This window comes from Nisaea sp. (assembly GCF_034670185.1).
Taxonomy (GTDB): domain Bacteria; phylum Pseudomonadota; class Alphaproteobacteria; order Thalassobaculales; family Thalassobaculaceae; genus Nisaea.
Genome location: NZ_JAXMNY010000004.1, coordinates 461,348 through 474,675, shown reverse-complemented (window position 1 = coordinate 474,675; position 13,328 = coordinate 461,348). Strand labels below are relative to the sequence as shown.

Below are 13,328 nucleotides of genomic sequence, written 5' to 3'. Positions count from 1 at the left end.
TTCCAGCGTGCGTTTCTGTTCATCCCCGAAATGCTAACACCGGGAGGCGTCCAGTCAAGCCGCGTAACCGGTCTGATGTGACGAATTTCGAAAGGCGCTCCCGCGTCAGGATGTGGGGTCAGGACGTAACGTCACTGCGGCCGGAAAGCGCCCGCGAAACACCATTGGCGACAATGCGCTGACAATGCGCGGCCAGTTCCTTGCGGTTTCGAAATTCCGCAGGGTCCACCGGCTCATGGAATTCGACATCGACATCAACCCGGCCGAGCGCCAGCGCGTCGAGCAGGTGCGGCACCAGATCCATGTCGCCATACCAGGCATAGAACGGCCTGAGCCCGCGCCCCATCGGCATCCCGTTCAGCCGGGTGTAGGTCACAGAGACCGGTTGAATGCGTAGATCGGAACGGGTCGATGCGGCGCTCCGGGAGGGCTTGGCGGCAGCGAACAATGAGCTCTTGAAGGGCAGCGTCCGGTTACCGTCATTGCTCGTGCCTTCGGGGAACAGGATCAGCCGGTCGCCCGACGAAAGGCGGTCGGCGATGACGTCCGCATGTTCCTTCGAGCGGGCTCTTTGTCGCTCAACGAAAACAGTGCGCTGCAGGGTCGCAAGCAGACCGAAACCCGGCCAGGTCTTGACCTCGCTCTTGGCGATAAAACTGGCGCGCAGCAGGCTGCCCAGCACGACAATATCGAAATAGGAGACATGGTTGCTGGCATAGAGCACCGATCCCTTGCGCAGCGGCGTGCCGCTGGTCCGGACCCGGAAGCCAAGCAGGCGGGCGCAGAGGCTGTGATAGAAAAGCGGCAGACTGGCCGAGAGCGGCGCCCGGAGAGCCAGTGCCAGCACCTGGACCGGCAGCAGGCCAAGCGTCAGGGCGCTATAGAGCGCGAGCCTGCGCCATAGCAGGCTCCGGGACGGAGCGATCATGCCCGCTGCTTCCGCCGGTTCGGCCCCACGATCCCAGGTCCCGAGCAATCCGGAATCAACAAAGACGTCGTCTTCATTCAACTCCTCAAGGGCACCGGCGACACTCATTGTATAACGACCCCGCGCGCCTCGCGTTCATAATGCTTGTAGTACTTGTCGGAGACATTGCTGGTCTCGACGATGACACAGACATCGGTCGTGTTGAACTGATGATCGACCACGGCCCCGTGACCGACATAGCCGCCAAGCCGCAGATACCCCTTGATCAGAGGCGGAAGCGCGGCAGCAACGCGACGTGCATCGATTTCCTCGGCCGGCACCAGATTCATCTCGGTGTAGCGCTCCGCCAGCGCGGAAGCACGGATCCGCTCCGGCGCCAGATGATTGTGATGCAGATAGGCGAGTTGAGTCCGAAGCGCGGCCGCGTCATTGCCTGGCAGGCTGGCGCAGCCGAACATCACGGCAATGTCGTTCTGGAACACGTAGGCGGCAATGCCCTTCCAGAGCAGCTGCATGGTCGGGCGGGTGCGATAGCCATCCGCAGTGCAGGAACGCCCGAGCTCGAGAATCTCGCCAGGCTGCGCTTCGAGTTTGGCAATATCGAATTCGTCGGCGGTATAGAAACCGCCCGCCTCAACAGCACCGGCACGGCGGATTAGGCGATAGGTCCCGACCACGGCCTCGGGGCCCTTGCCGCGCGTGTGGTCCAGCACCAGAAGATGATCCGCGACATCGTCAAACGGATCCTCATCCAGACGGCTCGCGCGTGCAGCCGGGGACGGAATCGCGCCCATTTCCTCATAGAAGACCTGATAGCGCAGGCGCTTGGCTGCGTGGATGTCTTCCTCGGTCGTCGCAATCTTTACTTCGAGCGAGCCGGAGACGAGCGTCTGGTCAGACAGCGGCGCCGTCCCAGACATCACGACCGGTGCGGTTTCGGCCGCAGTGGTTTCGGAAAGTGCTGTTCTCGTCGGAATCGAGAATCCCATGATTTGTCGCATCCCTGTTGTCGAGGCCACAGGCTATCGGAGCCAATTGTACCGCGCAGCGGCACTCTCATTCCTCAGATATAGCTACGCGTAATCCCGTTACGAGAAACATCCCCCTAACGGTAGGGGAAACGCGCGCCGGACGGGACCCCAAGAAGCCACCCGGTATCGGCTTATACCGACTGAACGGTGACAGTTTTCACACACTCTGATGACAAACTGGTTGCACTCGAAACCCGCACGAATCCGGATAATTTCGGGACCTCTTCACGGCTCGCGGCCTCTCGGGCCATCAATTATCGAAGAATAGCTGCATCATTATGGCATCGGCATGGCTACCGTCCGCCGCTTTGTAGTAGTTTCGGCGCCGGTCAAAAGCTGTCATTCCAAGGCTTTCATAGAGCTGGATTGCCGCCAAATTGCCGTCCTGCACCTCGAGCATCACCTTTTCGGCCCCGGTTTCGCGGGCACGCGCGAACACCTGCTGCACCAGAGAGCGCGCCAACCCCCTTCCCCGATGATCCGGGGCAACGGCAAGGGTCAGTATTTCGGCAAAATCGCCGATGCATTGGAAAATGACAAATCCGGCAAATGCCGGATCGCGCGTGCCGGCAAGGATGACCGCGCCGTCTGCACCGGACATCGCAAGCAAGTCCCGCAAAGCGTCCTGCGACCAGGGCCTGTCAAAAATAGCCTCATGCAGTGCTGCTGCATCGTCGAGATAGGTTTCGATATCCCCGATGAGCCTGTAGCCGTCCAGCTCCGTCATCCAGCCCTCGGCGCCGTTACATCCGGCGCCCGGAGATACAGCGGTTGCAGCGCCGGCGGAATGTCACCGTCCCCTGCCATTTCCAATCCGATCAAGGCAACCTCCCGGGCATCCGGTGCGGTTATCAAGCTGCTGCGCAGCATTGCCGCGCTCGCCTGATCGAGAACCGCCAGCACCTTGTCCGCCGCGTCGCCGGCAAGCAGCAACGGAGCGGCGCCTTCCTGGCAAAGCCTGGCTGCAATATCCTCCGGCGGCAACGCAACCGGAGGGCCGTCCGGAGCCCCGCCAGTGGTGTATATCTGCAGGAACAGGTCCGCCCGCCGGCTTTCCAGAATAACGGCGATGCCATGGCCAGCGGCGGCTTCTGTTGCAAAAACCGCCCGGGCAACCGCGTCAAACCCCGTAACCCCGAAAACCGGAATACCAAGTGCCTGGCCAAGACCCTTGGCGAAAGCCATACCGATTCGAAGTCCCGTGAAGGAGCCCGGTCCGCGCGTTACGGCTATGGCATCCAGATCCGGAAAGCCAAGCCCGGCCGCCGCGAGTCCGGCTTCCGCCATTGGCGCCAAGCGCTCGGACTGGCCGCGCGTCATGTCTTCGTGGAAATGAGCCAGCATTGTGCCGCCACGACACACCGCAATAGAGCAGGCACCGGTGCTGGAATCGATGCCGATAATTGTACCGGAAGTAGAGAGCATCTTAATTTCCGCCGCAAATAGCGTATGTTAGGGTGACAGAGCGGCCTGAAAGTGCAACTTTTCCAATCGCATCGCCGCCTGTAAACCACGTTGGCGGACGAGAGCAAGGGAATATAGCGTTTATGCCATACTGCATGCATTTTCACCGCGCCTTCCGTAGTGGAGCTTCCATGCCAAGAAAGATCCGGACAGCCATCACGGCCGCCCTGACACTTGTCGCCTATCTTGCAAGCCCGATGGATGGGCCCGCAGCAGCCGAAGAGGTTTCCGGCGCCGTCGTGACCATGTATCACCGGTTCGGAGAGAACGACTATCCTTCGACCAGCATTCGCATCGCTCAATTCGAGGAGCATCTCGAGGAGCTGAAGAAGGAGCGGTACAAGGTCCGTCCGCTGCCGGAGATCATCGAAGCGCTGAAAACCGGTAAACCACTCGCCGATCACACCATCGCGATCACGATCGACGATGCCTATCTCTCCGTCTACGAGCACGCCTGGCCCCGGTTGAAAGCCGCCGGTCTGCCATTCACCCTCTTCGTTTCCACCGGCGTCATCGACCGCAAGGTCCAGGGCTACATGAGCTGGGACCAGATCAGGGAGCTGAAAGACGGTGGCGTGACCATCGGCAGCCAGACCAAGTCGCACCCTCACATGACCACGCTGGACCGCCAGGCGCTGGATCGCGAATTGGCCGATTCAAACCAGCGTTTCGTCGAGGAACTTAAGGAAAAGCCTGCGCTTTTCGCCTATCCGTACGGTGAATACAGCCTGATGGTTCGCAAGGCAGTCGCGGATGCGGGATTCAACGCGGCTTTCGGTCAGCATTCCGGCGTTGCCTATGACGGCATGGACCCGTTGACCCTGCCGCGTTTCGCCCTGAACGAACGGTATGGCGGGATCGACCGGTTCCGCCTGGTCACCAACGCCCTGCCGTTGCCTGTATCCGACGTTCTGCCGAAGGACCCGCTGCTGGGCGAAAACCCGCCAGCCTTTGGCTTTACCCTAGACAGCTCTATCGGCGATCCGAGCAGCCTGTCCTGCTTCGCGTCGAGCGAAGGCGAGACCCATCTCGAGTATCTGGAACAGCGGGTTGAGGTTCGGCTGAAACAGGCCTTCCCGCCGGGCCGCTCGCGCATCAACTGCACGATGCCCGGACCGGACAACAGATGGCGCTGGTTCGGCACACAGTTCGTTGTGCCGAAATAAGAACGGGGCTTTAGCCGGATACGGTTACGAGGGGGCGTTCCAGGATTGCTCCCTCGAAATCGCCCAGCCTGTTCTTGGCGATCACAAGACGCAGCATATCCACATATTCCTGGCCGATTTCCGCATAGGACAGCAGTCCGCCGGCAAGCACATTGCCGTCGAGCGCCCGTCCCGTTGCCCGCAGCGAGGCGCGGCGCAACCGGAGATCTCGATAGCTCGGATGGCTGTTCAGGTTGTGGATATAGGACGCAACGGAACCCAGCAGGCTGTCATACTTGCGCACGACGTGCTTTTCACCACTGGCGCGCTCCTTCGGAGCGATGCCTGCCTTCTCTGTCCATGCCCGTTGCCCGAACAATGCGTTGCCATTGCGGGCAAAGCGGGAGGCTCCCCAGCCGCTTTCCACAGCCGCCTGCGCCAGAGCGAGCGAAACCGGGATTTCGTCGACTTTGAGCAGAAGTTTGGCAAACAGGCCGGGGCCAATTTCAGCACCCTCTGCATCAACCCCATAGCTGTCGGCAAGCTCCAGCAGCCACTCCCGCTCAACCGGCCGTAGCTGCGCGCCATCAAGGGCACGGTCCCGGAACCGAATCAGCTTCACGCGCTCACGCGCTACTTTTTCATTGGCGCGCAGGACGAGCGGCAAGACGGCGGAGAAGAAGAGCTGCTTCTTGCGCTTGACCTGGTCAAGACTGCCGAGATCTTCCGGCAAACTGGCGAGATAAACCGCAGGCACCAGATCGGAGCCCCGCCGGATATCGTTCAAATCGAACCCGGTCTCCTGCAAAACCACCTCGAAGTCATCCGCTTTCGCAACGTCCAGAGGGGCGTTGGCAGGAACAACCACGCTCTCGGCAGGCGGCTTCTCTACAGAAAAGCTGGCAGGGGCCGGCTGGGTGCTGTCGATTAGTCCGGGGACCTGACTTGCCAGCAGAATGATACCGCCGACAAAAGCGGCCATGTGAAATGACGGCATGTGCACGCAACATTCAGTGATGGGGAGTGCCACGACGCATTCTGCTGACAGTGGGCGGCATTTTAGATAACTGTGTTGTTTATTCCCCGCCACCCCGTTTACGGCATAGCTGCCATTCGCCGCATGCGGTCGCTACATGGCGGCGGCGCGAACCTCGCGGACTTCCGGGATATAATGGCGCAGCATGTTTTCGATACCCATTTTCAGGGTCGCGGTTGAGCTCGGGCAGCCGGCGCAGGCGCCGCGCATGAAAAGCGTCACCACACCTTCGTCGAAGCTTTCGAACACGATGTCGCCGCCATCCATGGCAACAGCCGGGCGCACGCGCGTATCCAGCAGTTCCTTGATCTGGGAGACCACCTCGCTGTCCTCACCGTCACTGGCATGGCCGGAATTAGTATCTTCCGTCACGACCGGGCGGCCTGCGGTGAAATGCTCCATGATGACGCCGAGCACAGCCGGCTTCATCAGGTACCATTCCTTGTCATCCCGTTTCGTCACAGTAACGAAATCGCCGCCGAAGAAAACACCGCTCACACCGTCGACATCGAACAGGCGCTCCGCCAGCGGCGATTTGCCGGCCGACTCTTCCTCGGAGCGATACTCCGCGGTTCCGGCTCCCATGACTTCCCGTCCGGGAAGGAACTTGAGCGTTGCCGGGTTCGGCGTTTCTTCAGTCTGAATGAACATTCCGTTCTCTCCTTGAGAGGCTCGCTCCGGTCGGCGCCTTCTTTTCCGGGCGCCAGTGCCATCACGTCCTTACAGTGCCGCATATCGCCGGGCACCAAATTGGTACCATATAGAGTGACCTTGCCGGCGCGGATTTCAAGCCCACTTTTTGCAATCGTCCGCCTGCCTTATCATCAAATTGCATTTCGGGCGCAAGGAAAGACAGTCTTTCCATACCGGGCACCCAATCAAGCAACGGAGAGCGACCCTGGCGCAGAACCTTCCCGAAGACTCCGCGCGGCCTCATATCCGCATCATGCATCACGGTGCCGACCCGGCGGACCTGCTCCCGACCGGCAGCGCGCTCACCGAAGACGATCTGGCTTTGCCGCCCGGTCGCTGGCTGCTGGAGCGCTCGACCGGCATCCTCTCGATGCGCGCCCTGATGCGGGATCTCTGCCACCTCCTGGTCGTCCAGGGCATGCCGCTTCAGCGGGCCTCCTGCTTCATCCGCACGCTGCATCCGCAGGCAAACGGCCGCAGCGTTATCTGGCGCAAGACAATGCGCGATCCGGAAGAGCTGATGGTGCTGCACGGTATCGAGGAAACGGAAAGCTTCAAGACCAGCCCCTTGCCCGTGATCTTCAACGGTGCGGGCGCCATCCGCCGCCGGCTAACGGACTCCACCGTCCCGCTGGACTATCCCGTTCTGATGGACCTGAAACAGCAGGGCGCGACCGACTATGTCGCCATGCCGCTGAAATTCAGTGACGGTGAGATCAATTTCGTGACCTGGACCACGGATACCGAGGATGGCTTTACGACCGAGCAATTGAGCATCCTCGATAGCCTGCTTCCGGTGCTGGCTCTCAGGATCGAAATCCTGGAACGCCAGAAACTGACTGAGGAACTGCTGCAGGTTTATCTCGGGCACGATACCGGCCGGCGGGTGCTGAACGGTGCGATCCGGCGCGGCAGCACGGAAACCATCCGTGCGGCCATCCTTTATGCCGATGTGCGCGGCTTCACCGCGGCCTCGGACGCCCTGCCCGGACCCGAGATCATCTCGTTGCTGAACGATTACTTCGAAGTAATGTCCCAATCGATCGAGGAACGCGGCGGCGAAATCCTGAAATTCATCGGCGACGGGCTGCTCGCCATCTTCCCGCTCGGCCCGGACAGCGCCGAAAAAGACGCCGATTCGGCACTGAAGGCGGCAATCGAAGCGCAGACTCTGCTGCGCGGCCGCAATGCCATCCGTAAAAAACATGGCAAGCCGGTGATCGAACACGCGCTCGGCCTGCATGTCGGCGATGTCAGCTACGGCAATATAGGCAGCCCGACCCGGCTGGACTTCACCGTCATCGGACCGGCGGTCAATCTGGCCAGCCGGCTACAGGGTCTTGCCAAGGAACTGGGCCACCCGATCGTTGCATCGGATCTGATCGCCCGGATGGTAAAGCTGCCGGTGAAACCGCTCGGACGACATCCCATCCGCGGCCTGCGCGCGCCGGTGGAAATCTTCGCGCCCTACGGTGTGGAATCCGTTACGGCTTGAGGAAGCCGACGATTTCCTTGGCTTCCTCGATGACCGGCTCGGCGATTTCCCGGGCCCGCTCGGCGCCCTTGCGGAGAACCGCGTCGACGGAAGATGGATCGTCCGTCAGGCGCTTCATCTCGGAGCCGATCGGCCCGAGAACCTCGACCGCCAGCTCGGCGAAGGATTTCTTGAAATCGCCGAAGCCCTTACCGGCGAAGTCCTTCAGCACCGCATCCGTCTCGACACCCGAAAGGGCCGCATAGATCGAGATCAGGTTCCGGGCTTCCGGCCGGTCCGCCAGTTCCTCCGCTGTCTCCGGGATCGGGAGCGGGTCAGTCTTCGCCTTGCGGACCTTCTGGGCGATGTCGTCCGCCTCGTCGGTCATGTTGATGCGCGAATATTCCGAAATATCGGACTTGCTCATCTTCTTGGTGCCGTCACGCAGGCTCATCACCCGGGTTGCGGAACCAAAAATCATCGGCTCCGGCAGCGGGAAGAAATCGACGCCATACATGCTGTTAAAAGCCTGCGCGGTGTCGCGCATCAGCTCAAGATGCTGCTTCTGGTCGTCGCCTACCGGCACGTGGGTGCCTTTATAGACGAGCACGTCGGCAGCCATCAGGATCGGGTAGTCATAGATGCCGACGGTCGCGTTCTCGCGGTTCTTGCCGGCCTTCTCCTTGAACTGGGTCATCCGGTTCAGCCAACCGATGCGGGCGACGCAGTTGAAGATCCAGGTCAGCTCGGCATGGGCCGGGACCTGCGACTGGTTGAAGATGATGCAATCGTCGGGATCGACCCCGGCCGCGATCATGCCGGCAGCAACCTCGCGGGTGGCGCGGCGCAGCTCTGCAGGATCGTGCGGCGGCATGGTGATCGCGTGCATGTCGACGACGCAGAAGATCGAGTCGTAGTCACGCTGCAACTGAACCCAGTTGCGGATCGCACCCAGATAATTGCCGAGATGCAGGTTACCGGTGGGCTGAACGCCCGAGAAGATGCGGTTCATCTGACGCGATCCATAGGGTTGAAGCGAAAAAGGGCCTGATTTATTGCGGGAGGCTGGCCGGCGGTCAAGGCCGGACTGGTTCAGCTCTGGCGACGATTACCGCGGAGCGCCCCGCGCATATCCGACAAACGCATGGCTCCGGTAATAAGTGCCGAGCCGAAATAGACAATCACCGCCAGCAGGATCAAGGCTATCAGACCGGCAATTCCGGCGGCCGCGCCCGAGAAAAGACCGGGGACCGTTTGCTCCGCAAGCTGAAGCGCGCCATAGAGACAGCCGCCCATCAGCAGTGCACAGAGCAGGATCCGGGGCAGACGCCTGCGGGAGCGGGCATCCAGATGGAAGGCGCCGTCCCGGCCGAGCAGACGTGCCAGCATCAGGGCATTCATCCAGGAGGCAATCGCCGTCGCCAGAGCGAGGCCGACATGGGCGAGATACTGCATCAGGATCAGGTTCAGCACGAGATTGAGCACAACTGCCGCCGCCGCGACCTTCACCGGGGTTCTCGTATCCTCCCGGGCGAAAAAGCCCGGCTGCAACACCTTCACCAGCACGAAAGCCGGCAAACCACCGGCAAACGCGATCATCGCCGCAGCCGTGGCAGCCGTATCCGCAGCCTCGAAAGCGCCGCGCTCGAACAGGACCGTGATGATCGGAGTTGCCAGCACTCCAATGCCAACTGCGGCCGGAACGGTCAGCAGAGCACCGAATTCCAGCGCCCGGTTTTGCGTCTCAAGCGCCGCCGTGCCATCGCCCGCCCGCCATTGCCGGGACAGCATCGGCAGGAGCGCCGTGCCGATAGCAACACCGATTACCCCGAGCGGAAGCTGGTTCACCCGGTCCGCGTAATAGAGAAAGGAGATCGAGCCGAGCGGCAGGGTCGAGGCCAGCACCATGTCGATCAGCAGATTGATCTGCACCACGCCAGCGCCGAGCATGGCCGGCAGCATCAGGCGGAACAGCTTGCGCACACCCGGTGTCGCCTTCGGCAGACGGAGCGTGAGGGTCCAGCCATCGCGCCGCGCCGCCGCGATCAGCCAGACCAACTGCGCCAGACCGGCGGCCGCCACCCCCCAGGCCAGTACATGGCCCGGCGTCTCCAGCCGGTCCGCGAAGCCGACCATGGCGCCGATCAGGATCAGGTTCAGCAGGATCGGCGCCGCCGCCATGGCCGCAAACCGGTCAATGCTGTTGAGAATGCCGCCATAGAGCGCGACCAGGGAGATCAGCGGCAGATAGGGAAAAGTAATGCGGGTCAACTCGACCACCAGCGAAAAACGATCCGGAGTCGCAACGAATCCTGGCGCCATCACATGCATGACCCAGGGCATGGTCAGTTGCATGGCAAGGGTCAGGGCCAACAGCACGGCGCACATCATGGCCAGCACCTCGCTGGCAAAGCGTTTGGCCGCCGCTACGCCGTCTGCTTCCAGAGTCCCGGCGAAAAGCGGCACGAAGGCAACCGTAAAGGAACCCTCCGCCGTCAGCCGCCGGAAGAAGTTCGGCAGCTTGAAAGCGACGAAGAACGCATCCGCCACAGGCCCCGCACCGAGAATGGCGGCGATCAGGACATCGCGAACAAAGCCGGTAACCCGGCTCATCATGGTAAAACTGCCAACGGTCGCAGCGGCGCGGATCAGGGACATGTCAGCTCTGTCTTCAGGTCGAGGGCGGGAGAGGAATGCGCGTCAATCTGGGCGTGATCGCGGCGCTCAAGACGAGTTGCTTTCTCCCGGAGGGGAAGCGGCGTCCTCGGCAAGCGCCGTCAGCAGTGCGCTGCGGATCTCCTGGATCCGTGTCTCGGAATCTATCTTCAGCCCGAACAGGTCCTTCACATAGAACACATCAACAAAGCTTTCCCCGTAGGTCGAGATCTTGGCAGACGAAATCTGCAGCTTGATTTCCCGGAGTGCCCGCGCGATCCGGTAGAGCACGCCGGGACGGTCCGTCGCATTCACCTCGATCACGGTGTGGGTCACGCTTGCCTTGTTGTCGATCAGAACGCGGGTCGGGATTTTCATAACCCGGGCCCGGCGTTCGATGTTGCGCCGGCGCTTCACCAGTTCGGACAGCAGATTCAGCCGGCCTGTCAGGGCCTGTTCAATGGCAACGGAGAGTTTCGCCAGTTTGTCCGGCCGGTCGAAGGCCTTGCGGTCCTCGTCCTGGATCCAGAACACATCCAGCGCCATGCCATTGCTGAAGGTCGCGATCCGGGCATCGACGATGCTCGCGCCGGAAACTGCCATAGCCCCGGTCACCCGCGAGAACAGGCCCGGATGGTCAGAGGTATAGACGGTGATTTCAGTCACCTCGCGGGCAGTGTCGACACGGCTCTCGACAGCCAGGTCCCGCTGTTCGGCCTCGGCCGCATGCACCATCCGGGCATGGCGGACATGAGCTTCCGCGTCGAAGGCCAGCCAATAATCCGGATAGCCGAGGGCCTGATACCACTCGATTTCCGTTTGCGACCAGTCTGGCAGCATTTCTGCCAGAGCGTTCTTGGCCTCTTCCGTGCGCCGTTTGCGGCCAGCCTCCTCGCCGAGGCCAGATAGCGTGCCGTCAGCCGCCCAGTAAAGCTCGCGCAGCAACGCCGCCTTCCAGCCATTCCAGACATTCGGCCCGACCGCCCGGATATCGGCGACAGTCAGCACCAGCAGCAGACGCAGCCGTTCCGGCGACTGCACGATGGCGGAGAAATCCTGCACCGTCTTCGGGTCGTTCACGTCACGCTTGAAGGCCGCATAGGTCATCAGCAGATGCCAGCGCACCAGCCAGGCGACAGTCTCGGTTTCCTCATCCGTGAGCCCCAGTCTCGGGCACAACCGGCGGGCCACCCGCTCACCGAGCTTGGAATGGTCCCCGCCACGCCCCTTGGCAATATCATGCAGAAAGACGGCGACGTAGAGCGCCCGGCGCGACAGCACCTTGTGCACGACCTCGCTGGCGATCGGCGCCGCGTCAGCCAACTCGCCCTTCTCGATCTTGTGCAGGATACCGAGCATAACGATGGTGTGCTCGTCGACCGTATAGACATGGTACATGTCGTATTGCATCTGGGCGACGACCCGGCCGAAATCCGGCACGAATCGGCCGAGAACCTGGGCTTCGTTCATCCGCCGGAAGATCCGCTCCGGCCCCTGCGGCGCCTCCAGCATCTCGACGAAGAGCCGGTTTGCCTCCTCGTTCTTCCGCAACTCCTTGTCGATTTTCTTCAGGTTCTGCGTCACCAGCCGGAGCGCATAGGGATGTAGCTCCAGGTCATGTTTCTGGGCCGTGTGGAAGAAGCGGATCAGATTGACCGGATCACGCGAAAACATCTCGTCGTCGGTGACGTTGAGACGGTCACCGTCAACCCGGAAATCGCCAACATCGGGCTTGCGGGAAAATGCCCAGGAGAGCCTGAGGCGCGGCCGTTTCTGATTTTCCGCCTCGATATTGGCGCAGAAGATCCGGGTCAGGTCGCCCACATCCTTTGAGGTCAGATAATAGTGCTTCATGAAGCGCTCGACCGCGACCGCTCCGGCCCGGTTGGTATAGCCCATGCGCTTCGCGATCTCGGTCTGAAGATCGACGGTCAGGCGTTCCTCACCCCGGCCAGTCAGATAGTGAAGATGGCAGCGGATGGTCCAGAGCATCTTCTGGGCCTTGGCGAACTTCCGAGCCTCCGCCGCCGTCAGAACACCCCGGTCCACCAGATCCTTCACCTTGTCGACCTTGTAAACATACTTGCCGATCCAGAACAGGCGGTGCAAATCACGCAACCCGCCCTTGCCCTCCTTGATGTTCGGTTCGATAACGTAACGGCTATCGCCGAGCCGTTCGTGTCGTTCTTCCGCCTCCGCCAGCTTGGCCTCGACGAATTCCATCGCGGTGCCGGTTTCGACATCCTTCCGGAAACGCTCGCGAAGATCGGCGAAGAGAGACTCGGAACCCCAGAGATAGCGCAGTTCGAGGAGGGAGGTGCGGATCGTCATATCCGCCTTGGCCTGCCGCACACATTCATCGACGGATCTGGTCGAGTGACCGACTTTCAGTCGCAAATCCCAGAGCAAATAGAGAATATATTCAACGACTTGCTCGCTGTATGGCGTCTGCTTGTAGGGTAGCAGGAAAAGCAGATCGAGATCGGAAAACGGTGCCATCTCGCCACGCCCGTAACCGCCGACCGCCGCAATACAGATCTGCTCGCCCTGGGTTGGATTGGCATTCTTGTAGATCTTCTGCGTCGCCGTCCCGGCGACGCTGTGGACGAGCACGTCCATCAGGTAGGCATTGGCCCGGATCGCCTCGGCGCCGTCATTGCTGTCAAGAAACCGGCGCTCGATCTCGGAACGGCCTTCATCGACAGTCCGGCGCAACAGCGCGAGCAGTTCGGTGCGGAAACCTTCCGGCTTGTCGGCTGCCTCCCACAGGGCGTCGACGGCCTTTTCGAGCTCCACGGGGTCGATAATTTTTTTTCGGCTTTTGATTTTCGGAGGCGGCGTGATGATGGCAGCATCCGTAACCGGCTCGCTCACCGGCAGTGATTGATCGGAAGCCATATAA

General features: G+C 61.3%; 11 protein-coding genes. 2 read left to right on the top strand and 9 right to left on the bottom strand.

The features are described from left to right. Nucleotides 1-118: 118 nt before the first annotated feature. From VOI22_RS18590 to tsaB, 4 genes are all read right to left on the bottom strand, one after another. Nucleotides 119-1,036 (bottom strand): lysophospholipid acyltransferase family protein, encoded by a 918-nt coding sequence (locus VOI22_RS18590; protein WP_323797931.1) that lies wholly within the window; start codon nt 1,034-1,036, stop codon nt 119-121. After that, nucleotides 1,033-1,848, bottom strand: a complete 816-nt coding sequence (locus tag VOI22_RS18585; RefSeq protein ID WP_036554204.1) for a GNAT family N-acetyltransferase — start codon at nt 1,846-1,848, stop codon at nt 1,033-1,035. Before VOI22_RS18585 ends, VOI22_RS18590 begins: the two co-directional genes overlap by 4 nt. A 361-nt stretch (nt 1,849-2,209) precedes the next feature. Then, nucleotides 2,210-2,686, bottom strand: a complete 477-nt coding sequence (gene rimI / locus VOI22_RS18580) for a ribosomal protein S18-alanine N-acetyltransferase (RefSeq protein WP_323797930.1) — start codon at nt 2,684-2,686, stop codon at nt 2,210-2,212. Continuing rightward, entirely contained in the window at nt 2,683-3,384 is a 702-nt protein-coding gene (tsaB, locus tag VOI22_RS18575) for a tRNA (adenosine(37)-N6)-threonylcarbamoyltransferase complex dimerization subunit type 1 TsaB (RefSeq protein WP_323797929.1), read from the bottom strand. The genes rimI and tsaB overlap by 4 nt, the downstream gene beginning before the upstream one ends. A gap of 170 nt (nt 3,385-3,554) precedes the next feature. Here tsaB and VOI22_RS18570 point away from each other — a divergent pair, with 170 nt between their 5' ends. Continuing rightward, nucleotides 3,555-4,589 (top strand): polysaccharide deacetylase family protein, encoded by a 1,035-nt coding sequence (locus tag VOI22_RS18570; RefSeq protein WP_323797928.1) that lies wholly within the window; start codon nt 3,555-3,557, stop codon nt 4,587-4,589. Between the two features lie 10 nt (nt 4,590-4,599). On the opposite strand, the gene VOI22_RS18565 is transcribed toward VOI22_RS18570, so the two are convergent. Together VOI22_RS18565 and VOI22_RS18560 are read right to left on the bottom strand one after the other, a co-directional pair. Next, on the bottom strand, nt 4,600-5,565 hold the full coding sequence (locus tag VOI22_RS18565) for a glucosaminidase domain-containing protein (protein WP_323797927.1): 966 nt from the start codon (nt 5,563-5,565) through the stop codon (nt 4,600-4,602). A gap of 132 nt (nt 5,566-5,697) precedes the next feature. Continuing rightward, on the bottom strand, nt 5,698-6,255 hold the full coding sequence (locus VOI22_RS18560) for a NifU family protein (protein WP_323797926.1): 558 nt from the start codon (nt 6,253-6,255) through the stop codon (nt 5,698-5,700). A 295-nt stretch (nt 6,256-6,550) separates the two neighbouring features. Between VOI22_RS18560 and VOI22_RS18555 the strand changes: the two genes are divergently transcribed. Continuing rightward, a complete protein-coding gene (locus tag VOI22_RS18555; protein ID WP_323797925.1) occupies nt 6,551-7,792 on the top strand; it encodes an adenylate/guanylate cyclase domain-containing protein in 1,242 nt (413 codons plus the stop codon). Here the strand turns inward: VOI22_RS18555 and trpS are convergent. From trpS to VOI22_RS18540, 3 genes are all read right to left on the bottom strand, one after another. Then, nucleotides 7,782-8,783, bottom strand: coding sequence for a tryptophan--tRNA ligase (trpS, locus tag VOI22_RS18550; RefSeq protein ID WP_323797924.1), 1,002 nt, complete (start codon nt 8,781-8,783; stop codon nt 7,782-7,784). The two genes, VOI22_RS18555 and trpS, sit on opposite strands and share 11 nt — an antisense overlap. 80 nt (nt 8,784-8,863) lie before the next feature. Then, a complete protein-coding gene (gene murJ, locus VOI22_RS18545; protein WP_323797923.1) occupies nt 8,864-10,429 on the bottom strand; it encodes a murein biosynthesis integral membrane protein MurJ in 1,566 nt (521 codons plus the stop codon). Nucleotides 10,430-10,495: 66 nt separating this feature from the next. Next, nucleotides 10,496-13,324 carry a [protein-PII] uridylyltransferase gene (locus VOI22_RS18540; protein WP_323797922.1) on the bottom strand — a complete coding sequence of 943 codons (2,829 nt, stop codon included), beginning with the start codon at nt 13,322-13,324 and terminating at the stop codon, nt 10,496-10,498. Nucleotides 13,325-13,328: the final 4 nt, after the last annotated feature.

What these genes read in the sequence shown, in the direction of transcription:
- VOI22_RS18590 (WP_323797931.1), bottom strand. Translation starts at nt 1,036, where the DNA reads ATGAGTGTCGCCGGTGCCCTTGAGGAGTTGAATGAAGACGACGTCTTT.
- VOI22_RS18585 (WP_036554204.1), bottom strand. Translation starts at nt 1,848, where the DNA reads ATGTCTGGGACGGCGCCGCTGTCTGACCAGACGCTCGTCTCCGGCTCG.
- rimI (WP_323797930.1), bottom strand. Translation starts at nt 2,686, where the DNA reads ATGACGGAGCTGGACGGCTACAGGCTCATCGGGGATATCGAAACCTAT.
- tsaB (WP_323797929.1), bottom strand. Translation starts at nt 3,384, where the DNA reads ATGCTCTCTACTTCCGGTACAATTATCGGCATCGATTCCAGCACCGGT.
- VOI22_RS18570 (WP_323797928.1), top strand. Translation starts at nt 3,555, where the DNA reads ATGCCAAGAAAGATCCGGACAGCCATCACGGCCGCCCTGACACTTGTC.
- VOI22_RS18565 (WP_323797927.1), bottom strand. Translation starts at nt 5,565, where the DNA reads ATGCCGTCATTTCACATGGCCGCTTTTGTCGGCGGTATCATTCTGCTG.
- VOI22_RS18560 (WP_323797926.1), bottom strand. Translation starts at nt 6,255, where the DNA reads ATGTTCATTCAGACTGAAGAAACGCCGAACCCGGCAACGCTCAAGTTC.
- VOI22_RS18555 (WP_323797925.1), top strand. Translation starts at nt 6,551, where the DNA reads ATGCATCACGGTGCCGACCCGGCGGACCTGCTCCCGACCGGCAGCGCG.
- trpS (WP_323797924.1), bottom strand. Translation starts at nt 8,783, where the DNA reads ATGAACCGCATCTTCTCGGGCGTTCAGCCCACCGGTAACCTGCATCTC.
- murJ (WP_323797923.1), bottom strand. Translation starts at nt 10,429, where the DNA reads ATGTCCCTGATCCGCGCCGCTGCGACCGTTGGCAGTTTTACCATGATG.
- VOI22_RS18540 (WP_323797922.1), bottom strand. Translation starts at nt 13,324, where the DNA reads ATGGCTTCCGATCAATCACTGCCGGTGAGCGAGCCGGTTACGGATGCT.